This window comes from Micromonospora sp. NPDC023956 (assembly GCF_040639195.1).
In the GTDB taxonomy this organism is placed as follows: Bacteria; Actinomycetota; Actinomycetes; order Mycobacteriales; family Micromonosporaceae; genus Micromonospora.
On record NZ_JBEZZN010000007.1, the window covers coordinates 213,978 to 235,129 of the forward strand.

At 74.1% G+C, this 21,152-nt stretch carries 16 protein-coding genes; 8 read left to right on the forward strand and 8 right to left on the reverse strand.

The features are described 5' to 3' along the window. Positions 1 to 53 precede the first annotated feature (53 nt). The 3 genes from AB0F58_RS16315 to AB0F58_RS16325 all read left to right on the forward strand — a co-directional run bounded on the left by AB0F58_RS16315 (position 54) and on the right by AB0F58_RS16325 (position 4,661). The gene (locus AB0F58_RS16315; RefSeq protein ID WP_357143026.1) at positions 54 to 1,091 is read left to right on the forward strand and encodes a lactonase family protein; all 1,038 of its coding nucleotides are present in this window, start codon (positions 54 to 56) and stop codon (positions 1,089 to 1,091) included. A 144-nt stretch (positions 1,092 to 1,235) separates the two neighbouring features. Beyond that, positions 1,236 to 2,972 (forward strand): substrate-binding domain-containing protein, encoded by a 1,737-nt coding sequence (locus tag AB0F58_RS16320; protein WP_357143029.1) that lies wholly within the window; start codon positions 1,236 to 1,238, stop codon positions 2,970 to 2,972. 219 nt (positions 2,973 to 3,191) lie between these two features. Then, a complete protein-coding gene (locus AB0F58_RS16325; protein WP_357143268.1) occupies positions 3,192 to 4,661 on the forward strand; it encodes a sugar transferase in 1,470 nt (489 codons plus the stop codon). Positions 4,662 to 4,796: 135 nt separating this feature from the next. Here the strand turns inward: AB0F58_RS16325 and AB0F58_RS16330 are convergent, their stop codons facing one another. After that, positions 4,797 to 5,927 (reverse strand): PP2C family protein-serine/threonine phosphatase, encoded by a 1,131-nt coding sequence (locus AB0F58_RS16330; protein WP_357143031.1) that lies wholly within the window; start codon positions 5,925 to 5,927, stop codon positions 4,797 to 4,799. A 57-nt stretch (positions 5,928 to 5,984) separates the two neighbouring features. On the opposite strand from AB0F58_RS16330, the gene AB0F58_RS16335 reads away from it, so the two are divergent. Next, positions 5,985 to 6,614 carry a MarR family transcriptional regulator gene (locus AB0F58_RS16335; RefSeq protein ID WP_357143033.1) on the forward strand — a complete coding sequence of 210 codons (630 nt, stop codon included), beginning with the start codon at positions 5,985 to 5,987 and terminating at the stop codon, positions 6,612 to 6,614. A gap of 114 nt (positions 6,615 to 6,728) precedes the next feature. Here AB0F58_RS16335 and AB0F58_RS16340 read toward each other — a convergent pair whose 3' ends face one another. The 3 genes from AB0F58_RS16340 to AB0F58_RS16350 form a co-directional block, all read right to left on the reverse strand. After that, entirely contained in the window at positions 6,729 to 7,733 is a 1,005-nt protein-coding gene (locus AB0F58_RS16340; RefSeq protein ID WP_357143035.1) for a cobalamin-dependent protein, read from the reverse strand. Next, a complete protein-coding gene (locus tag AB0F58_RS16345) occupies positions 7,730 to 9,466 on the reverse strand; it encodes a PP2C family protein-serine/threonine phosphatase (protein ID WP_357143037.1) in 1,737 nt (578 codons plus the stop codon). The genes AB0F58_RS16340 and AB0F58_RS16345 overlap by 4 nt, the downstream gene beginning before the upstream one ends. Positions 9,467 to 9,557: 91 nt before the next feature. Further along, positions 9,558 to 10,796 (reverse strand): ROK family protein, encoded by a 1,239-nt coding sequence (locus AB0F58_RS16350; protein ID WP_357143039.1) that lies wholly within the window; start codon positions 10,794 to 10,796, stop codon positions 9,558 to 9,560. 76 nt (positions 10,797 to 10,872) lie between these two features. On the opposite strand from AB0F58_RS16350, the gene xylA reads away from it, so the two are divergent. From xylA to AB0F58_RS16370, 4 genes are read left to right on the forward strand one after another with little or no spacing between them, the layout of a single operon-like run. Beyond that, complete coding sequence (xylA, locus tag AB0F58_RS16355; protein WP_357143041.1) at positions 10,873 to 12,060, forward strand: xylose isomerase; 1,188 nt, start codon at positions 10,873 to 10,875, stop codon at positions 12,058 to 12,060. 11 nt (positions 12,061 to 12,071) lie between these two features. Then, positions 12,072 to 13,523, forward strand: coding sequence for a xylulokinase (gene xylB / locus AB0F58_RS16360; protein WP_357143043.1), 1,452 nt, complete (start codon positions 12,072 to 12,074; stop codon positions 13,521 to 13,523). A gap of 40 nt (positions 13,524 to 13,563) precedes the next feature. Next, positions 13,564 to 14,739, forward strand: a complete 1,176-nt coding sequence (locus tag AB0F58_RS16365; RefSeq protein WP_357143045.1) for a DUF5925 domain-containing protein — start codon at positions 13,564 to 13,566, stop codon at positions 14,737 to 14,739. Between the two features lie 52 nt (positions 14,740 to 14,791). Then, a complete protein-coding gene (locus tag AB0F58_RS16370) occupies positions 14,792 to 16,195 on the forward strand; it encodes an MFS transporter (protein ID WP_357143047.1) in 1,404 nt (467 codons plus the stop codon). Between the two features lie 72 nt (positions 16,196 to 16,267). Here the strand turns inward: AB0F58_RS16370 and AB0F58_RS16375 are convergent, their stop codons facing one another. The 4 genes from AB0F58_RS16375 to AB0F58_RS16390 all read right to left on the reverse strand — a co-directional run bounded on the left by AB0F58_RS16375 (position 16,268) and on the right by AB0F58_RS16390 (position 21,118). After that, the gene (locus AB0F58_RS16375; RefSeq protein ID WP_357143270.1) at positions 16,268 to 17,926 is read right to left on the reverse strand and encodes a glycoside hydrolase family 13 protein; all 1,659 of its coding nucleotides are present in this window, start codon (positions 17,924 to 17,926) and stop codon (positions 16,268 to 16,270) included. Positions 17,927 to 18,003: 77 nt separating this feature from the next. Next, positions 18,004 to 19,029 carry a LacI family DNA-binding transcriptional regulator gene (locus tag AB0F58_RS16380; RefSeq protein ID WP_357143050.1) on the reverse strand — a complete coding sequence of 342 codons (1,026 nt, stop codon included), beginning with the start codon at positions 19,027 to 19,029 and terminating at the stop codon, positions 18,004 to 18,006. A 66-nt stretch (positions 19,030 to 19,095) separates the two neighbouring features. Continuing rightward, positions 19,096 to 20,064, reverse strand: coding sequence for a carbohydrate ABC transporter permease (locus tag AB0F58_RS16385; protein ID WP_357143052.1), 969 nt, complete (start codon positions 20,062 to 20,064; stop codon positions 19,096 to 19,098). 1 nt (position 20,065) lies between these two features. Beyond that, entirely contained in the window at positions 20,066 to 21,118 is a 1,053-nt protein-coding gene (locus tag AB0F58_RS16390) for a sugar ABC transporter permease (protein WP_357143054.1), read from the reverse strand. Positions 21,119 to 21,152: the final 34 nt, after the last annotated feature.

The following is a 21,152-nucleotide window of genomic DNA, read 5'->3' on the forward strand; positions in this document are numbered from 1 at the left end:
GGTGATCACGGGAAGGCTGGTGGGGTCGACCCGGACCAGAGGAGAGGGGTGCCGTGACCGACCAGCGGAACGTCGTCCACATCGGCGGCTACACCAGGGAGAGCGACGGGAAGGGCGACGGCATCGTGGCCGCCCGGCGGGATCCGCGGACCGGCGCGTTGACGCCGCTCGGCACGGTGGCGGTCACCGCGTCGCCGTCGTTCCTGGTCCGGCATCCCACCCTGCCGGTGCTGTACGCGGCGAACGAACTGCCCGAGGGGCAGGTCAGCGCCTGGCGGATCGGGCCGGACGGCGACCTGATCCCGCTGGGCACCGGGGACACCGGTGGAGCCGAACCCTGCCACCTGGCGGTCACGCCGGACGGTCGTCACCTGGTCGCCGCCAACTACGGCGGGGGCAGCGTGGCGGTCTTCCCGCTCGACGGGGCGGGGGTGCCGACCGGGCGAAGTGACCTGGTGGTGCACTCGGGGCAGGGCCCGGACCCGGAGCGGCAGGAGGCGGCCCACGCGCACATGGTCTCACCGGACCCCGACGGTGGGCCGCTCTACGTCGTCGACCTCGGCACCGACTCGGTGTACCGGTACGACCTGGACGCCGCCACCGGCCGGCTGGTGCCGTGCGAGCCCCGGGCGCGGGTCCAGGCCGGAAGCGGCCCCCGGCACCTGGCCCGCCACCCGGACGGCCGCCGGGTCTACCTGGTCGGCGAACTGGACGGCACGGTCACCGTCCTGGACCGGGACGCCGGGGGCGCGCTGCGACAGCGGGGGCGGGTACCGGCCAGCGCCCGGACCGGGCACGTGCAGCCGTCGGAGATCGCGGTGGGTCCGCAGGGACGGTTCCTCTACGTCGCCAACCGGGGCGTCGGCACGCTGGCGGTCTTCGCCATCCACGGTGATCTTCCGGAACTCGTCGCCGAGGTGGACACCGGCGGGGAGTGGCCCCGGCACTTCGCCTGGGCCGGGCAGGATCTCTACCTGGCCGACCAGCGAGCCGACATGGTCCGGGCCTTTCGGGTCGACCCGGTCACCGGAGTGCCCGAGCCGGCGGGCGAACCGGTACCGGTGCCGAGCCCGAGTTGCGTCCTGCTCTGACCGTTCGTACCTGTTAACCACCCAGCGTGAACAATTGTGAATAAGCCCAGGTCAGCTGTTCATCCTGTGTAACTTTCGTCCGAACGGAGGTAGCCGCGCCGTTCATCGGGCCGCAACATGGTCAGGGTGTCGGGCCGCCATCGCATGCGTTCAGGATTTCGCGGAGCAGGCGCCGTCGCCTCGGCGACGGCGCTTGTCGTCGTTGTCGCCGGGTCGTGGTTCGGCTACCGACAGTTGTCCCCGGCGGGCTGCTCCGGGCAGGTCGAGCTGACCGTGGCGGCTGCCCCCGAGATCGCCCCCGCAGTGCAGGCGGTGGCCGAGCAGTGGCAGACCGGGGGCGCGTCGGCCGGCGGCACCTGCGTCACGGTCGAGGTCTCCGCCCAGGATCCGGTCGAGGTGGCGGCGGCGGTCGCCGGCAAGCACGGCGTCACCCTGGCCGGGGTGGGGCAGGCCAGCGGCACGGCGATCACCCCCGACATCTGGGTGCCGGACTCCTCGACCTGGCTGCTGCGGATCAGGAACAGCGGCGCCACCGCCTTCGCCCCCGGCAACGGCGGCTCGATCGCCCGCAGCCCCGTCGTGGTCGCCATGCCCGAGCCGGTCGCCACCCGGCTGGGCTGGCCGCAACAGAAGCTGACCTGGGTGGACCTGGTCCGGCAGATGAACACCGACACGAAGCTGCGGACCGGGATCGTCGAACCGACCCGCGACGCCGCCGGCCTGGCCGGGCTGCTCGCCCTCACCCGGGCGGCGGGCTCGGTCGGGGGCGACAGCCAGCAGGCCAAGACGGCCGCCCTGCGGGCCCTGGCCACCGGCCGGTCCGCGCTGCGACAGGACCTGCTCGCCCGATTCCCCCGTTCCACGGATCCGGCCGCCCTCGCCGCCGGCCTCGGCGCCGCCGCCCTCTCCGAGGAGGACGTGATCGCCTACAACCGGACCAAGCCGCCGGTGCCGCTCGCCGCGCTCTACCTGGATCCCGCACCGCTGCCGCTGGACTACCCGTACGCGGTGCTGCCGGGGATCGAGCCGGCCAAGGCGTCCGCCGCGGAGGCGCTGTTCGGGGCGCTCACCGCCCCGACGGTCCAGGACCGGCTGGTCGGACAGGCGCTGCGCGGGCCGGACGGGGTCGGTGGGGCCGGGTTCGAGGCCCCGACGGGGGCGCCGACCGGGGACGTGGTCGCGCTGCGGGGCAACGGTGGCACGGCGGCCGGCGGGCCGGACCCCTCGGCGGTCGACGCCGCCGTGTCGGGCTGGTCGATCGCCACCCAGTCCGGTCGGATGCTCTGCGTCATCGACGTCTCCGGCTCGATGAAGCAGCCGGTGCCGACCGCCGGCAACGCCACCCGGGCCCAGGTCACCGTCGCCGCCGCCCTGCGGGGCATGGATCTCGTCGACGACTCGTGGGCGGTCGGGCTGTGGACCTTCTCCACCGAGATGGTCGGCCGCCGGGACTACCGGGAACTGCTCCCGATCGGTCCGCTCTCCACCCAGCGGAGCCAACTGAAGGCCGCGCTCGGGGGGATCCGCCCCACGCCGGACGGGGACACCGGCCTCTACGACACGGTGCTGGCCGCCTACCGGACGGTCCAGGGCGACTGGGAGCCCGGTCGGGTCAACTCGCTGGTGCTCTTCACCGACGGCAAGAACGAGGACGCCGACGGGATCAGCCAGCGCGAACTGCTCGCCGAGTTGACCCGGATCGCCGACCCGGAGCGACCCGTCCAGGTCGTGATCATCGGGATCGGTGGGGAGGTCAGCCGGGCCGAGCTGGAGGCGATCACCAAGGTCACCGGTGGTGGGGTGTTCGTCACCGAGGACCCGAAGGGGATCGGCGAGATCTTCCTCCGGGCGGTCGCGCTCCGGCCGAACGCGCCGCGCTGACCGGCCGGACAGTGAGGGGCGCTCCGGGGCACCACGCGCGGCCGTGGCGCGGTCGCGTCCGTCCACACTGGACCTTCCTTCTGACGGCATTCCGTCCGTGGCTACCGTGACCGGCGGCTTTCGGGGGAAGATGTCCGGGTGCCTCGCGGCACCGGCCACCGGGAGCCGGTCCGGGCGGGGCGCCATCGACGCTAGTGGGGAGGGTCGTTGACCTCGGCGCTGTTGACCCCCGCCTCGACGTCGGCCGCGTCCGCCGGGCGGCGGACGACGCGGGCGACCCGAGCCGACGAACGGGCCTACATCCGGACGTTGGTGGTGTTCGACACCGCCATCATCGCCGTTGCCGTGCTGGTGGGTTACGTCACCCGGTTCGGCGAGTACGAGCCGCGCGGCTCGGAGGTCCCGTACGTCCTGGTGGCTCCGGGGGTGATGATCGCCTGGCTGCTCTCCCTGAAGATCCTGCGCTGCTACGACGCCCGACTCCTCGGCTACGGCGCCGACGAGTACCGCCGGGTCACCCAGGCGAGTCTCCGACTGGCCGCGACGATCGCCATCACCGGTTACATCGCCGACGTGGGCGTCTCGCGCGGGTTCCTCGCCATCACCCTGGCGGTCGGTACGGTCGGGCTGCTGGTGGCCCGGTTCGCCGTCCGCAAGCGGCTGCACCTCGACCGGTGTCGGGGGGCCGGCTGGTCCCGTCGGGTGCTGGCGGTGGGGGACACCCCGCACGTGCTCGAACTCGTGCACACCCTGCGCCGCGAGCCGTACGCCGGCTACCACGTCGCCGGTGCCTGCATCCCGGACGCCCTGCTCGCCCCGGTCCCGCAGCGGCTCGGGGACGTGCCGGTGGTCGGGTCGTTCCGGGGCATCGTGGAGGCGGCCGAGGCCATCGGGGCGGACACCGTGGCGATCACCGCCTCGGCCGAGCTGACCGCGGCCCGGCTGCGTCGGCTCGGCTGGCAGCTGGAGGGCACCGGGATCGACATGGTGCTCGCCCCGGCGCTGACCGACGTGGCCGGCCCGCGCATCCACACCCGGCCGGTCGCCGGCCTGCCGTTGATCCACGTGGAGGCCCCCGAGTTCCGGGGCGCCCGCAAGCTGGTCAAGGGACTCGTCGACCGTTCGATCTCACTGTTCGCGTTGGCGCTGTTGGCGCCGCTGCTGGCGCTGATCGCCCTGGCGATCCGGGTGGACAGCCGGGGCCCGGTGCTGTTCCGGCAGGTCCGGGTCGGGCAGGGCGGACGCGAGTTCGGCGTCTTCAAGTTCCGGACCATGGTGGTCAACGCCGACGCGATGCTCGCCGAGTTGACCGTCCGCAACGAGAGCGACGGGCTGCTGTTCAAGATGCGCGACGACCCCCGGGTGACCCGGGTCGGCCGGTTGCTGCGCAAGTGGTCCCTGGACGAGCTGCCCCAGCTCGCCAACGTGCTGATCGGGCACATGAGCCTGGTCGGCCCGCGCCCGCCGCTCCCCTCCGAGGTGGCCCGTTACGACGGCGACGTCGCCCGCCGGCTGCTGGTCAAGCCGGGCATGACCGGGCTCTGGCAGGTCAGCGGACGCTCCGACCTGAGCTGGGAGGACGGCATCCGGCTCGACCTGTACTACGTGGAGAACTGGTCCCTGGCGGCCGACCTGACCATCCTGTGGAAGACCTTCGGCGCGGTGGTCAACAGTCGCGGCGCCTACTGATCGACGGTCCTCGTCCGTGACGGGCGGCCGGTCGGTGCCCCCGACACCCGTCGGCGTTCCCCGGCCGGCGACCGGTGACCGGTCCGGCAGCCATCGGCGTTCCACCGGCCGGCGACCGGTGCCCCCTCCGCCCCGTCAGGGCTGGGGACCGGTCCAGTCCAGGCACACCACGACCGCGTCGTCGACCAGGTCCCGGGTGACGAAGGCGCGCAGGTCGCCGATGAGCGACCGGACGGCGTCCAGCGGTGCCATCGGCCCGGTCCGGCGCAGGAAGCGGGCCAGCGCCGTGTCGCCGTACCGGACCTCCTGCCCGGCGGCCTCGACCACCCCGTCGCTGACCACGAAGAGCCGGTCGTCGCGTTCCAGCCGGAACTGTTGGGACCCGTAGTCGGTGCCGTCGAACATGCCGAGCGGGAACTGCGCCTCCAGCGGGTGCTCGTGCACCTCGCCGCCGCGGAGCAGCACCAGCCGGGGGGAGCCCGCGTCCACCACGGTCACCGTCCCGTCGCGCAGGTCCAGCTCCAACAGGAGCACGGAGAGGTGCTGGTCGCCGTGGTGCATCGCGTAGATCGCCTGGTCGGCCAGCGCGGCCTGGTCGGCCAGGCACAGTCCGGCCCGCCGGGCGTTGCGCAGCGCGTGGACGGCGAGCGAGGTCAGCATCGAGGCGGCGACGCCCTCGCCCATCCCGTTGATCACCGACAACCAGAGCCGGTTCCCGTCGTCGGACCAGTCGAAGCTGTCGCCGCGCACCGCGTACGCCGGTTCGAGCTGTCCGGCGAGGCTGAACGACGGCCGGACCCGGCTGCGTCCGGGCAGCAACTCCCACTGCATCTCGGCGGCGAGCGTGAGTCGGCGGCTGCGTCGTGCCCTGCGGTAGACGTCGGTGCCGGCCGAGACGGCGGCCAACTCGTGCCCGAACACGGTGGCGATCTCGGCCAGTTCGGCGACGACCGCCGGGTCCTCCGGCACCGGGGTCAGCCGGAGCACGCCGCCCCGCTCGCCCCGCACGCTCACCGGGAAGTAGCCGGTGCCGGCGGCCAGCACCGGCTCCTGGTGGTCGAAGCAGCGCCAGCCGGGGTGGCCGGGCTCGGTCAGCGGCGTCCCGTCGCCGAGCGGCAGCAGCATCGACAGCCGGTAGTCGACCTGGAACAACTCGACGCCGTCGACCGCGTACGAGCGGGCCAGTTCGGCGGCGATCCGGTCCAGCAGGAGATCCGCCGGCGCGTCGGTCAGGGCGCGTCGTGCCCGGTTGACCGGTTCGCTCATGGCTGCTCCTTCTGACAGTCCGCCCACCAGCGGATCGGGGGTAGTCTCAGGTACACGATGGCCGAAGAACACCGTCCGCCCGAACCAGAAGCGAGTATGGTCGCCGCGCTCGACGATGCGGTGGCCGCCCTGGTGTCCGTGTGGGAGGAAGCACGGGAGCGGACGACGAACCGGCTCTCCACCGCCCAGCTCCGGGCGGTCATGGTGGTGGAGCAGCACGACGGGATCAACCTCCGGCGACTCGCCACCACCCTCGGGACGCTGCTCTCCTCGGCCAGCCGGCTGTGCGACCGGCTGGTCGCCGCCGGCATGCTCGACCGTGAGCCCGGCCGGTACGACCGCCGGGAGATCTCCCTGCACCTCACTCCGGAGGCCGCGCGGTTCCTCGCCGAGCTGCGCGCCGACCGGCAGGCGCGGCTGGCCGAGATACTCGCCGGGATGAGCCCGGCCGGACGGGAGGCGCTGCGGCGCGGGCTCGGTGAGTTCCGGGAGGTGTCCCGCCGCTCCCCGCCGGCCGGTCCGCACCGGCCCGCCTCCGAGCCGCACCGGCCCCCGGCCGACCCGCCCGGTCCCGGTGCCGAGTCGTACCGCCCGCCGGCCGCTCCGCCCGAGCGGCGGTTCCCGGCCGGGTCGCCCGAGCCCCGCCGGGCCTACGAGCCGCCCACCTCCACCGTCCGCTCCGCCTGAGACCACCCGCGCGCGGACTCCCGGGTCCGGTCGGGAAGTGCCCGGCCCACCCGCCGGCCGGGCCAGGTGCCGGATGTCCGCCAGCGGTGGAACCGGCTGCGGCGCCGGGTGCCGCTACCCGGCGGTCCGGGCGAGCCGCAGGTAGTCGAGGGCGCGGGGGTGTTCGCCGAGCGCGGCGGCGCAGCCCCTCAGGAGCGGGTCGAGCAGGGAGCCACGGCTGCCGAGGGCGTGCCGTTGCCACCGGACGAAGTCGGCGAGCAGGTCGGGGTCGCCGACCAGGAGCGCGGCGGCGAGCGAGTCCAGCACCTGGGCGGCGATGCCCGCCATCGACTCGGCCTCGTCCCCGGCCGGGACCACGGCACGGGTGACCCCCTGCACCACCTCGCGGCGGCGGCGCAGCACCGCGGCGTGCTCGTCGTCGGGCGGTGTCGGGGCCGGCTCGCCCGCCGAGCCCAGATGGTCGTGGCGGTCCAGCAGCTCCACCGCGTCCCGGGCGGAGGCACCCCAGGCGGCGGCTCCCACCGCCCCGGCCCAGCGGCCGTCCGCCCCGAAGCCGGGTCCACCGGCGACGACCGGGACGTCCGCCGTCCGGCACGCCGCGACCGTCCGCGCGGCCCGGACCAGCCGGCTCGGCTGCACGCAGCTCAGCAGCACCGCGTCCGGTCCGGTCTGGTGCAGGTAGCTGACCAGGTGGCGGGGCGGCACGCTGGCGCCGAGGAAAGTGACCCGCCAGCCGCCGGCCCGGACCACCTCGGCGACGATCCGTGCGGCCAGCGCGTGCCACTCGCCCTCGACACAGGCCATCACCACGTGGCCGGGGCCGGTCGACCGGCCGGTCCGGCGGCCGACGGCGGCGACCACCTGTTCGCTCACGTGCGTCGCGGCATGCTCCTGGGCCACGCTCCACCCGCCGGACAGCCAGCGTCGGCCGACCTCCCGCTGCGCGGCGGCCACCACGTCGACCAGGACGTCCGCGACCGACCAGCCCCGGTCCAGCAGGTCGAGCGCGAGCCGGGTGGCGCCCTCCGGGTCCACCCGGTCCAGATGGTCCAGGTACGTCCGGACGACGTCCGGGTCGGACGTCGGCTCCCCGAGCGGCGCTCCGCCGTCCCCGGTCACCGTCGTGGCCCAGGTCGGTCCGGTGTCGGGGCGATGGCGAGCATGGCGATGTCGTCCTGGCTCTGCCCGTCCAGCCACTCGTCGACCAGTTGCAGCACCCGGTCGATCACGACCTCGGGTGGCAGGCCGGCTCCCGAGGCGAGCGCCTGGCGCAACCGGCCCTCGCCGAACATCTCCAGCACCCCCGGGCCGCCGCGCGCCTCGGTCACCCCGTCGGTGTACGCCAGCAGCAGCTCACCGGGGGCGAGCCGGATCCGCGTCTCGACGAACCGCGCGGAGCTCAGCGCCCCGACCGGCATCCCGCCGACGGTGGCCGAGCGGACGGCACCGTCCACCCCGACGACCAGCGGTGCCGGGTGCCCGCCCCCGGCGACCCGCAGGCACAGCGCGCCGTCCGGCTCGACGGTGAAGGTGCCGAGCAGCAGCGTGGTGAACTGGTTGCGCCGGATCGCCTCGGGCGCGTCGAACAGGGCCCGGTTGAGCAGCGCCATCAGCTCCAGCGGACGCCGTTCGACCAGCCGCAGGGTCTGGAGGGACTGCCGCACCCGGCCGGTGAGCACGGCCGCTCCGACGCCCTTGCCGCAGACGTCGCCGAGGGCGAAGGTGCCGCCGTCGGCGGTGACCGAGACGTCGTAGAAGTCGCCCCCGATCCGCAGGCTGTCGCCGGCCGCCCGGTAGCCGCCGGCCAGTGACACCCCGGGGATCCCGGGCAGGTCGGGCGGGAGCAGGCTGGTCTGGAGGACCCGGGCCAGGTGGGTCTGCTCGCCGTAGAGGTCGGCGGTGGCCAGGGCGGCCCCGGCCCGTGCGGTGAACTCCCGGACCACCTCGACGTCGCGCTGGTCGAAGCCGGCCCGGTCCGGTCGGCGCGCCAGGATCAACGCCCCGGCCGCGCCGCCCGCCCCGAACAACGGGGTGACCAGGATCGTGCCGGGCCGGCCGAAGCCCTCCGGCAGCACGTGACCGAGGTCGGACAGTTCGGCGTCGAGCCACGGGCTGGCGTCGGAACGGTCCCCGTCGAGCGCCTCGGCGAGTCCGGGCACCGACCCGGGCAGTTCGGCCGGACCGCTTCCGCTGACCGGCGCGGGGTCGCCGTCGGCGAAGCGTACCCAGACCGGCCGGGCGTCGGCCGGGGCCGGCGGCGGCGGGCGGTGGACGACCACGGCCGCGTCGGCGAGGTAGGGCACGGCGAGGGTGACCGACGTCCGTAGCGTCTGCTCCCGGTGCAGGGAGAGGCCGAGCCGGCTGCCGGCCCGGGCGAGGAAGGCGGTGCGGGAGCGTTCGGCCAGCAGCGCGTCGGTACGGTCCCGCTCCTCGGTGACGTCCCGGACGTACCAGGCGTGTCCGCCGGCCCGGAGCGCGCGGCACGTCCCGCGCAGCAGCCGTCCCCGGTGCTCGACCTCGAAGCTGGACGCCCCGGCGCGGGCGGCCCCGGCCAGCGCCGGTACGGCGGCCTTCGCCACCGTGCTGCCGGGGGTGACCTCGGGCAGCAGTTCGGCGGCCATCGCGTTGACCAGGGTCACCACGCCCCGCGCGTCGGCGGTGACGACCGCCTCGGCCAGCCCGTCGAGCAGTTCGCGGGCGAGCGCGGCGTCGGTGGGGACGCTCCCCTCGGCAGCGGACCGGTCCTCGGACCGGGCGGACCGGCCGGCGCCGCTGACCGGCCCGGCGTGCCCTCCGCGTCGGGTGGCGGTCACCGTCGGTGGCCGGATGCCCTGGTCTGCTGACCTGTGCACATGCTGGGCAGGAACTCCTCGGGTCCGCAACAGTTGCTCGACGGCAAGCGTACCGAGCCCGGCGGCGGATCGCCCATCGGCCGATGCGGGGTCAGCCGGCGCGGGCCAGCCAGGCGGTTGGCCGGGCGATGACCCGGCGCACCACCGATCCCGCCGCGCCGATCGCGGCGGCGTCCCCGCCGAGCACCGCCGGGCGGACGGTGACCGGGGACCAGGGCGCGGCGAGCACCCGCCGGGACAGCTCGGTGGCCACCGGGGGGATCAGCCACTCCGCGAGCGGTGCGTAGCCGCCGCCGAGGACCACGGTGTGCAGGTCGAGCAGGTTCACCACCCCGGCGACCGCCACGCCGAGGGCGGTCCCCGCCCCGGCCAGCGCGGCGAGGGTCGCCGGTTCGCCCCCGGCGGCGAGCCGGGCCAGCCGGACGGCGTCGCCGGCCACGTCCGCCCCGGTCAGGCCGGCGGCGGTGAGGATCGCCTCCTGGCCGGCGTACGGCTCGAGGCAGCCCCGCCCGCCGCAGCGGCAGGGACGGCCCTCCGGGTACACCGGGAGATGGCCGATCTCGCCGCTGAACCCGCGGGCCCCCCGGTACAGCGCGCCGTCCAGCACGATCCCGGCCCCGATCCCCACCTCGCCGGAGACGTAGAGGAAGTCGGTGGCCCCGGTTTCCCCGGTGTGCAGCTCGCCCAGGGCGGCCAGGTTGGCCTCGTTCTCCACCACCAGCGCCGGCAGGCCGGGCACCGTTCCGGTGAGCGGCGGGTGGGCGGCGAGCAGCGCGGGTACGTCCACCTCCCGCCAGCCCAGGTTCGGGGCGAGCCGGACCACGCCGTCGGCGTCCACCAGACCGGGCACGGCGAGCGCCGCCCCGGCCAGGGTGAGCCCCTGTGCCTCGGCGTCGACCCGGGCCTGCCGGGCCAGGTCCACCACGCGGGCGAGGATCTCGGCGGGGGAGACCGGGCGCAGGTCGGCCCGGTGCACGGTGCGGTGGCGGACCGTGCCGGCCAGGTCGAGCACGCAGACCGCCAGGTAGTCGACGTTGATCTCCAGGCCGAGACCGGCCGGCCCGTGCCCGGCGAGCAGCAGGCCCCGGGCGGGTCGGCCCGCCCCGGTACGGGGCGCCGGATCGACCTCGGTGACCAGCCCACCGCCGATCAGGTCGTCGACCACGGCGGAGACGGTCGCCCGGGTGAGCCCGGTGGCGGTGGCCAACTCGGCGCGGGACGGCGGTCGGGGCGCGGCGGCGATCCGTCCGAGCAGCAGGGCGAGGTTGAGCTCGCGGAGGCTGGCCTGGCGGACCGCTCCGACCGGCGCGGGGTCGGCGGGATTGCTCACGGCCTTGACACTGCCACAGCACCGCCAAATAATTCAACCGGTGAACAAATAGTCGCTCGCACCCCGGAGGTCCGCCATGGCACCCCGTCCCACCCCCGCCGACAAGTTCTCCTTCGGGCTCTGGACGGTCGGCTGGCAGGGTCGCGACCCGTTCGGCGACGCCACCCGCCCCGAACTGGACCCGGTCGAGGCGGTGCACCGCCTCGCCGAGCTCGGCGCGTACGGGATCACCTTCCACGACGACGACCTGGTGCCCTTCGGCGCCGACGCGGCCACCCGCGACCGGGGGATCGCCCGGTTCCGCACGGCCCTGGCCGAGACCGGCCTGGTCGTGCCGATGGTCACCACCAACCTCTTCACCCACCCGGTCTTCAAGGACGGCGGCTTCACCAGCAACGACCGGCAGGTCCGGCGGTACGCGCTGCGCAAGGTGCTGCGCAACATCGACCTCGCCGCCGAACTGGGGGCGAAGACCTTCGTCATGTGGGGCGGCCGGGAGGGCGGCGAGTACGACGTCGCCAAGGACGTCCGGGCCGCGCTGGACCGCTACCGGGAGGCCGTCGACCTGCTCACCCAGTACGTCATCGACGCCGGCTACGACCTGCGCTTCGCCCTCGAACCCAAGCCGAACGAGCCGCGCGGCGACATCCTGCTCCCCACCGTCGGGCACGCGATGGCGTTCATCTCCACCCTGGCCCACCCCGACCTGGTCGGCCTCAACCCCGAGGTCGGGCACGAGCAGATGGCCGGGCTGAACTTCGTGCACGGCATCGCCCAGGCGCTCTGGCAGGGCAAACTGTTCCACATCGACCTCAACGGCCAGCGCGGCGTCAAGTACGACCAGGACCTCGTCTTCGGTCACGGCGACCTGCTCAACGCCTTCGCCCTGGTCGACCTCCTCGAACACGGCGGCATCACCGGCGCACCCGGCTACGACGGCCCCCGGCACTTCGACTACAAGCCCTCCCGCACCGAGGACATCGCCGGGGTGTGGGCGTCGGCGGAGGCGAACATGCGGACGTACCTGCTGCTCAAGGAGCGGGCGGCGGCCTTCCGGGCGGACCCGGAGGTGGCCGGGGCGCTCGCCGCCAGCCGGGTCGCCGAGTTGGCCGAGCCCACCCTCGCCCCCGGCGAGACCACCGCCGACCTCCTCGCCGACCGCTCCGCCTCCGAGGACCTGGACGTCGACGCGGTGGCCGCGAAGGGCTTCGGCTTCGTCCGGCTCAACCAGCTCGCCGTCGAGCACCTGCTCGGCGCGCGCTGAGGGGGCAGCCGATGCCGCTCGTCGCGGGCGTCGACTCGTCGACCCAGTCCTGCAAGGTCGTCGTCCGGGACGCGGAGACCGGCGCGCTGGTCCGGCAGGCCCGGACCGGGCACCCGGACGGCACCGAGGTCGACCCGGAAGCCTGGTGGCAGGCGCTCACCGGTGCGCTCGATGACCTCGGTGGCCTGGCCGACGTGGCCGCCGTCTCCGTCGCCGGACAGCAGCACGGCATGGTCTGCCTGGACGACGCCGGCCGGGTGGTCCGTCCCGCGCTGCTCTGGAACGACACCCGCTCCGCCGGGGCCGCCGCCGAACTGGTCGCCGAGGCGGGCCCGGGGGAGGCCGGCCGGCGGTTCTGGGCCGACGCGGTCGGCACCGTGCCGGTGGCCAGCCTGACCGTGGCCAAGCTGCGCTGGCTGGCCCGGCACGAGCCGGCCAACGCCGAGCGGGTGGCGGCGGTCTGCCTGCCGCACGACTGGCTGACCTGGCGGCTCGGCGGCGGTGGCCCGCACGACCGGCCCGGCAGGCCTGACCTGTCCGCGCTGCGCACCGACCGCAGCGATGCCAGCGGCACCGGCTACTGGTCCCCGGCGACCGGTCGGTACCGGCTCGACCTGCTCGAACAGGCCCTCGGCCGGCGACCGGAGGTGCCCGTCGTGCTCGGCCCGGCCGGGTCCGCCGGCACGCTCGGAGGGCTGCCCGGCGGGGCGCTGCTCGGCCCCGGAGCCGGCGACAACGCCGGGGCGGCGCTCGGGGTCGGGGCCCGCCCCGGCGACGTGGTGGTCTCCATCGGCACCTCCGGCACCGTGTTCAGCGTCGCCGACACCCCGGCCGCCGACGCCACCGGCACGGTCGCCGGATTCGCCGACGCCACCGGCCGTTACCTGCCTCTGGTCTGCACGCTCAACGCCGCCCGGGTGCTGGACGCCGCCGCCGCGCTGCTCCGGGTGGACCTGACCGAGCTGGCCGACCTGGCGCTCGCCGCCCCGCCCGGGGCGGACGGGCTGGTCCTGGTGCCGTACCTGGAGGGCGAACGGACCCCGAACCGGCCGGACGCCAGCGGGGCGGTGCACGGGCTCACACTGCGTACCTCCACCCCCGCGCACCTGGCCCGCGCCGCTGTCGAGGGGATGCTCTGCGCACTCGCCGACGGGCTCGACGCCCTGCTCGCCCAGGGCGCCCGGGTCGACCGGGTGGTCCTGGTCGGTGGGGGCGCGCGGTCGGAGGCGGTCCGCCGGATCGCGCCACAGGTCTTCGGCTGCCCGGTGCTCGTCCCGCCGCCCGGCGAGTACGTCGCGGACGGTGCGGCCCGCCAGGCCGCCTGGGTCGCCCTCGGCGGCGCGGCGGCACCACAGTGGTCGGTCGGCGGGACCGGGGAGTACGCCGCCGACCCGGTCCCGGCGATCCGCCAGCGCTACGCCGAGGCGCGGGAACGCTTCCTCACCCGCGCCACTGACGGGTAATCGACTGTACGGGGGAGGCCGGGCTCGGGATCATCGACAGATGCCGTCGCTCGACCTCCCCACCCCGTCGCTCGACCTTCCCCACCCGGCCGTCCCCGTGCCGGCGGTGGAATCCGTCCCGGCCCTGCCGTCCGTCCTGCGCCACGACGACACGGACACCCCGTGCGACGTCATCGACGCGCTGGCGCTCGCCGACTTCATCACCGGCCGGCACCCCTGGTCGCACACCGTCCGCCTGCCCCGGGCCCGGCCCGACGCGCCGCTCGTCCCCGCCGGCGGACGGCTGCTGCGCACCGCCATCGAGGCCCGGCAACGCTCCCAGCTGCTCGGTGGCGACGGCTGGACCGCCCGGGTGGTCACCTGGAAGGGCTACGGCGCGGAGGTGACCGTCACCGCGGTCAGCGGCGAGGTCGGCCAGGCCGCGCTCGACCGGATCGTGGCCGGGGCGACCGTGCCGGAGGACGACGGCGTGGGCCGGATCGGGTTCTGGCACCAGAACCCGCGCCGGGGCGCGCAGCGGGACGTCCGGAACGTGGCCACCCCCGAGTGGGCCACCATCCGGGACAACTACACCGCCACCGCCCGACGCGCCTTCGACCAGCTGATGACGGTCACCCCGGAGAGCGTGGTGGGCCGGCTGGTGCTCCTGCACGGCGCGCCCGGCACCGGCAAGACGACCGCGCTGCGCGCCCTCGCACACGCCTGGCGGCAGTGGTGCCAGGTCGACTGTGTCCTCGACCCGGACGTCCTCTTCGCCGACGCCGGGTACCTCTCCGAGGTGGCGGTCGGCAACGAGGACGAGCCGGACGGCGGCCCCCGCTGGCGACTGCTGATCGTCGAGGACTGCGACGAGCTGATCCGGGGCGAGGCCCGGCAGACCTCCGGTCAGGCGCTGTCCCGGCTGCTCAACCTCACCGACGGGCTGCTCGGCCAGGGACGGGACGTACTCGTCGCGATCACCACCAACGAGGACCTGTCCCGGCTGCACCCGGCGGTCACCCGGCCCGGCCGGTGCCTGGCCCGGATCGAGGTCGGCCCGCTGTCCCATCCGGAGGCGACCGGCTGGCTCGCCACCGCCGACGGGACCACCGGGACGCCGTCCGACCGGGCCACGGCGGTGCCGTCCGCCGGAGCGACCCTCGCCGAGCTGTACGCGCTGCGCGCCGGAGGCCACCCCCCGTCGGCCGGCCGACACGAACCGGGCGGATACCTCTGACGCTTCCGCGCGTCGTCACCCGGTCGTTATCTGACCCTGGTTCAGTGCCCGAATGACCACCACCAGCGGCGGTACGCGGGCACACCGGCTCTACAGCGTCGTCGTCTTCGTGATCCTCGCCTCGCTGGACAACGTCGCGATCGGACTGGTCCCACCGCTGTACGGCCCGATCGCCGACTCCCTGGACGTGCCGCAGCGCATGGTCGGCCTGGTCACCGCGGTGACCTTCCTGGTCAGCGCGGTGGCCGCGGTGGGCTGGGCGTACATCGGCGACCGGACCAACCGTAAGCCGCTGCTGATGGCCGGCACGCTGCTCTGGGCGGCCGGCACCGCCGGCAGCGCGTTCGCCCCCGGCTTCCCGGTCTTCCTGCTGGCGCAGCTGGTCGCGGCGGTCGGGCTCGGTGCGGTCGGCTCGGTCGGCTTCTCGGTGGTCACCGACCTGATCTCGCCCCGCCGCCGGGGCCTGGTGATGAGCTTCTGGGGACTCTCCCAGGGCGTCGGCACGCTCGCCGGCACCCTGGTCGGCGGCATCCTCGGCGCGGCGGACTGGCGTCGGCCGTTCCTGCTGCTCAGCGTGGTCGGGCTGGCCGCCACGGCGGCCTACCTGTTCACCTACGACGTCCGGCGCGGACAGAGCGAACCCGAGCTGGCCGGCGCGCTCGCCCACGGCGCCGAGTACGACTACCGGATCAGCCGGTCCGACCTGCCCCGGATCCTGGACCGGCGGACCAACCGCTGGCTGGTCCTCCAGGGGCTCACCGCGCAGGCGGCCTTCGGCTCACTGGTCTGGCTGCCGGTGCTGTTCACCGAGCGGGCCGAGGACCAGGGGTACTCTCCGGCCACCGCGATCGTGGTGGGCAGCGTCTTCGCCACCCTGTTCCAGCTCGGCGGGGTCTTCTCCATCGTCGGCGGGCTGGTCGGCGACGCGCTGCAACGGCGTACCCCGCGCGGCCGGGCCCTGGTCGCCGCGGTCGGCATCCTCGCGGCCGTCCCGTTGTACCTGGTGCTCTTCTTCGTGCCGATCCGGATCGACGTACCGGACGGCGCGGGCGCCGGTGCGGTGATCGCCGCGGTACTGGCCAGCGTCCTGACCGAACCGACGGTCGGGCTGAGCCTGCTCACCGCCGTCCTGGCACTCGCGCTGACGTCGGCCAACTCGCCGAACTGGTTCGCCCTGATCGCCGACGTCAACCCGCCCGAGCACCGGGGCACCGTCTACAGCCTCGGCAACCTGGTCAACGGGGTCGGCCGGGCGGCCGGGAACGGCCTGGTCGGGGTGGCCTTCCACGCCCTGCGGGGGGCGTTCCCGCCGCCGTTGAACTTCGCCGTCGGGCTGGCCGCCTTCCAGCTCTTCTTCGTCCCGACCGGGATCATGTACTGGCTCGCCTCGCGGACCTCACCCCGCGACATCGCCGACGTGCACGCCCTCCTGCACACCCGCGCCGAACGCCTCTGACCGGGCGGGCAGCACCGGGCCCCCGGCGTCTGGCAGGGGGCCCGGTACGACAGGAAGCGGCCCTGCCCCGCCTCAGGCGCGGTACCAGACCGTGACGTCGGTGGGCACCAGGCCGTCGTCGAGGGGGCCGCTGGCGTGCAGCAGCTCGGCGCCGTCCGGCAGCGGCACCGCCGCCGCGCCGAAGTTGGTCAGCACGCCCACCGCACCGTTGCCGAAGTGCAGCACCTCGTCGCCGGCGGCCAGCCAGCGCAGGGTGCCCCGGCCGAGGCCGTGCTCCCGGCGCAGGCGCAGCGCGGTGCGGTACAGCTCGTACGTCGAGCCGGGCACCCCGCGCTGCCGGTCCAGCGCGTACTCGGCCCAGAGCGGTGGCTGGGGCAGCCAGCTCGCGTCGGTCGGCCCGAAGCCGTACGACGGGGCGTCGGCCTCCCACGGGATCGGTACCCGACAGCCGTCCCGGCCCCGCTCGGTGTGCCCGCTGCGCTTCCAGGTCGGGTCCTGCCGGACCTCGTCGGGAAGGGAGGTGTGCTCCGGCAGCCCCAGTTCCTCGCCCTGGAAGAGGTAGGCCGAGCCGGGCAGGGCGAGCATCAGCAGGGTGGCCGCCCGCGCCCGACGCAGGCCGAGCGCGGCGTCCGGCTGCGGGTCGTCCACGCCGATGCCGTTGGGGCGGGGCGTGCCGATCGGCAGCCCGAGCCGGGAGGCGTGCCGGACCACGTCGTGATTGGAGAGCACCCAGGTGGTCGGCGCGCCGACCCCGTCGGTGGCCTCCAGCGAACGGGTGATCACCGCGTACTGGGCCGGCGCGGTCCAGGAGGCGAGCAGGTACTCGAAGTTGAACGCCTGGTGCATCTCGTCCGGGCGGACGTAGCGGGCGAGCCGCTCGGCCGGCTCCACCCACGCCTCGGCGACCAGGATCCGCTCGCCGTCGTAGCTGTCCAGCAGGCGACGCCAGTCACGGTAGATGTCGTGCACGCCCTCCTGGTCCCACATCGGCGGACGGGGCTTGTCGACCTCGTGGCCCGAGGAGAGGATCTCCTGGGGTTCCTGCCAGTCCGCCAGGTCGGCCTGCTTGACCAGCCCGTGCGCGACGTCGACCCGGAAGCCGTCGACGCCCCGGTCCAGCCAGAACCGCAGCACGTCCAGGAACTCGGCCCGCACCTCGGGGTTGTCCCAGTTCAGGTCGGGCTGGGCGGGGTCGAACAGGTGGAGGTACCACTGCCCGTCGGCGACCCGGGTCCACGCCGGCCCGCCGAAGGTGCTCTGCCAGTCGTTCGGCGGCTCGGTGCTGTCCGGACCGCGGCCGTCCCGGAAGACGTACCGCTGCCGTTCCGGGCTGCCCGGCCCGGCGGCCAGCGCCGCGCGGAACCAGGCGTGCGCCGACGAGGTGTGGTTGGGAACCAGGTCGACGATCACCCGCATGCCCCGGGCGTGCGCGTCGGCGATCAAACGGTCGGCGTCGTCGAGCGTGCCGAACAGCGGTTCGACGTCCCGGTAGTCGGACACGTCGTAGCCGGCGTCGGCCTGGGGCGACGGGTAGAACGGGGACAGCCAGACCGCGTCCACCCCGAGATCGGCGAGGTGCCCGAGTCGGGCGGTGATGCCCGGCAGGTCGCCGATGCCGTCGCCGTCGGAGTCGGCGAAGGAACGCGGGTAGATCTGGTAGATGACGGCTTCGGTCCACCAGCCGGTGGCCGGGCCACCGCCGGATTCCTGCGGGTCGTGGTGGGTGTTCAGGGCCTTCTCCCGAGTGTCGAGCCGGATGGTTCCCACCGGCCGTCGCCACGCTGCCCGGCCGGGGCGGTCGAATCCGTTCAGTGTGCCCTCGGTGGGGCGGTGGAATCACGTACCACCAGGCGAGTGGGGAGAATCACCGGCGTGGCGGACCGGCCGGTCCCGGTGGCGCCGACGAGCGGGTCGAGCACGATCCGGGCGGCGAGCCGGCCCTGCTCGGCGGCGGGTTGGGCCACCGTGCTGAGCCCCAGCACGACGGAGAGGTCGTGGTCGTCGATGCCGATGACGCTGACGTCCTGCGGCACCCGTAGCCCGGCCTCGCGCAGCGCGGCGATGGCGCCCATCGCCATCTCGTCGCAGGCGGCGAAGATCGCTGTCGGCGGGTCACCCCGGCGTAGCAGCTCGACGGTGGCCTGGTTGCCGCCGTCGATGGTGAACGGCCCCTCCACGTCCAGGCGGGGGTCCGGCTGCACCCCGGCGGCGCGCAGCGCCTCGTGGTGTCCGCGCCGTCGGTCGAGGTGGGTGGTGAACGCCAGTTCGTCCTCCGGGTCGCCGGAGAGGTGCGCGATCCGGCGGTGGCCGAGGGCGAGCAGATGGTCCGTGGCGGTCCGGGCGGCGGCCACGTCGTCGATCCGTACGCTCGGCCAGCCGGGGACGACGGTGCCGGAGCTGACGATGACGCCGGGCAGGTCGAGCGCGGTGAGCGCGGTCAGGTCGGCCGACCGCAGGGGGGTGGCGACCAGCAGCACCGCGTCGGCCCGCTTGTGCAGGTTGGCGGTCCGCAGCACCCGTTGCCGTGCCTGCGCCTGGCCGCCGAGGTTGTAGAGGAGCAGGTCGTACCCGGCGGAGTGGAGGACCGCCTCGACCGCCTCGACCACGGTGCCGAAGAACCACCGGGTGATCCGGGGAACGACCACCGCGACCGTGCCGGTGCGCCCGCCGGCCAGGCGGGAGGCGCTCGGCGAGACGGCGTAGTCGAGTTGCTCGGCGGCGGCCAGCACCCGTCGTCGGGTCGCCGGCGAGACCGTGGGGAGCCCGCGCAGCGCGCGGGACACGGTGGCCGTGGAGACCCCCGCGAGCCTGGCGACGTCATCAATCCTGGTCACGGTTTCCCCGTTCCGTCCACGTCGGCCGCCGCCCCCCTGCGCGGCGGGCGGCGGCCGACGCCGGAATCAACCCTTGACGCTACCCGCGAGCAGGCCCCGCACGAAGTAACGCTGGAGGGACAGGAAGACGACCAGCGGTACGACGATCGAGACGAACGCACCGGCGGTGAGCCGCTGCCACTCGTTGCCCCGGGTGCCGGCCATCTCGGCCAGCCGTACGGTGAGCGGTGCCGTTTCGTTGCCGCCACCGGCGAAGATCAGCGCGACGAGCAGGTCGTTCCAGACCCAGAGGAACTGGAAGATGCCGAAGGCCGCCAGCGCCGGGGTGATCAGTGGCAGGACGACGCTGCGGAAGATCTTGGGGTGGGTGGCCCCGTCGACCCGGGCCGCCTCCATCAGGTCCCTCGGCAGTTGCGAGATGAAGTTGTGCAGCAGGAACACCGCCAGCGGCAGCGCGAAGCAGGTGTGTGCGAACCAGACCTGCACGAACTTCTGCTCGTCGGCGAGGTCCCACGCCGGCATCAGCGTGATGCCGCCGACACTGACCCCGGTGGAGAAGAAGCTCAGCAGCGGCACCAGGGCCATCTGGAGCGGCACGATCTGCAACGCGAAGATGGCGATGTAGACCCAGTCCCGGCCCCGGAAGTTGATCCAGGCCAGGGCGTACGCGGCGAGTGCCGCGAAGGCCAGCGGGAAGAGCACCGAGGGCAGCGTGATCACCAGCGAGTTGACGAAGTAGCTCGCCAACTGGCCGGAAGAGGACGACCGCCCGAAGAGGACCTGCTGGTAGTTCTCGAAGGTGATCTGCGGGTCGGTGAAGAACGTCCACCAGCCGGTGGTCTTGATCTCGTCCTCCGGGCGGAGGGACGAGATGAACAGACCGAAGGTGGGGATGGTCCAGATCACCGCGATGACGATCGAGACCAGGGTCGCGGTCCGGCTGCTCAGCCGCTTTCGGACCCGGGCGGCGGCGGTGGTCCCGCCTCCGCCGGTCTTCTGCGTGCCGGCGGCGACCGGGGGAGTGGTGGTGGTCATCTCAGCCCTCCCGCTGCTGCCGCAGGTTGCGGATCTGGTAGATCACGATCGGGATGACCAGGACGAAGAGGAAGACCGCCAGCGCGGCGCCCTGCCCGTTCTGGCCGTACCGGAACGCCTGGTTGTACATCTCGTTGGCGACCACGCTGGTGTCGTAGTTGCCGTTGGTGCTGGTCCGGACGATGTCGAAGACCTTCAGCGTGGCGATCGAGATGGTCACCACGACCACGATCAGCGCCGGTCGGATGCTCGGCAGGGTCACCTGCCAGAACATCTGCCACGGGTTGACGCCGTCCAGCCGGGCCGCCTCGACGATCTCGGCGGGGATGGCCTTGATCGCCGCGGAGAGCACCACCATCGCGAAGCCGGCCTGGATCCACACCATGATCACGATCAGCAGGAGCGTGTTCAGCGGCGACTCGAGCAGCCACTGCTTCGGCTCCCCACCGAGGCTGACCACGATCTGGTTGAGCAGGCCGATCTGCTCCTGTCCGTCGCCCCGGTAGGCGTAGACGAACTTCCAGATGATGCTGGCGCCGACGAAGGAGATCGCCATCGGCATGAAGATCAGCGACTTGGCGAGCGCCTCCAGCCGGGCCTTGTCCACCATGACCGCGTAGAGCAGGCCGATCGTGGTGGCGACCAGCGGCACCAGGAACACCCAGACCATGGTGTTGATGACCACCCGCAGGATGTCGTCCTGCGTGAAGATCCACCCGTAGTTGCGCAGCCCCACCCAGTTGTCGCTGCCGCCGTCCATGAACGACAGGATCGTGGTGCGGACCGCCGGCACGACAAGCCCGATGGTGAGCAGCAGCACGGTGGGTAGCAGGAAGAAGAGCGCGAAGAGGCCCTCCCGGGGCTTGGTGCGCCGACGGGACAGCGGCGCTCCCCCCTCCGCCGCGGCGACCAGTTGGGCCTCCCGGCGACGGGCGAACCAGGCCGGCACCGCGTCCAGCAGCAGGAGTAGACCGCCCACCACCACGACGAAGGCCACCAGGCCGTACAGCAACATGACGAGCTTCGGTGACTCGTCGGCGAAGTCGAAGTTCATCCGCACTCCCAGGGAATCGCGGCCCGGCGGCGCC

What these genes read in the sequence shown, in the direction of transcription:
- AB0F58_RS16330 (WP_357143031.1), bottom strand. Translation starts at nt 5,927, where the DNA reads ATGAGCGAACCGGTCAACCGGGCACGACGCGCCCTGACCGACGCGCCG.
- xylB (WP_357143043.1), top strand. Translation starts at nt 12,072, where the DNA reads ATGCCGCTCGTCGCGGGCGTCGACTCGTCGACCCAGTCCTGCAAGGTC.
- AB0F58_RS16390 (WP_357143054.1), bottom strand. Translation starts at nt 21,118, where the DNA reads ATGAACTTCGACTTCGCCGACGAGTCACCGAAGCTCGTCATGTTGCTG.
- xylA (WP_357143041.1), top strand. Translation starts at nt 10,873, where the DNA reads ATGGCACCCCGTCCCACCCCCGCCGACAAGTTCTCCTTCGGGCTCTGG.
- AB0F58_RS16335 (WP_357143033.1), top strand. Translation starts at nt 5,985, where the DNA reads ATGGCCGAAGAACACCGTCCGCCCGAACCAGAAGCGAGTATGGTCGCC.
- AB0F58_RS16385 (WP_357143052.1), bottom strand. Translation starts at nt 20,064, where the DNA reads ATGACCACCACCACTCCCCCGGTCGCCGCCGGCACGCAGAAGACCGGC.
- AB0F58_RS16370 (WP_357143047.1), top strand. Translation starts at nt 14,792, where the DNA reads ATGACCACCACCAGCGGCGGTACGCGGGCACACCGGCTCTACAGCGTC.
- AB0F58_RS16320 (WP_357143029.1), top strand. Translation starts at nt 1,236, where the DNA reads ATGCGTTCAGGATTTCGCGGAGCAGGCGCCGTCGCCTCGGCGACGGCG.
- AB0F58_RS16365 (WP_357143045.1), top strand. Translation starts at nt 13,564, where the DNA reads ATGCCGTCGCTCGACCTCCCCACCCCGTCGCTCGACCTTCCCCACCCG.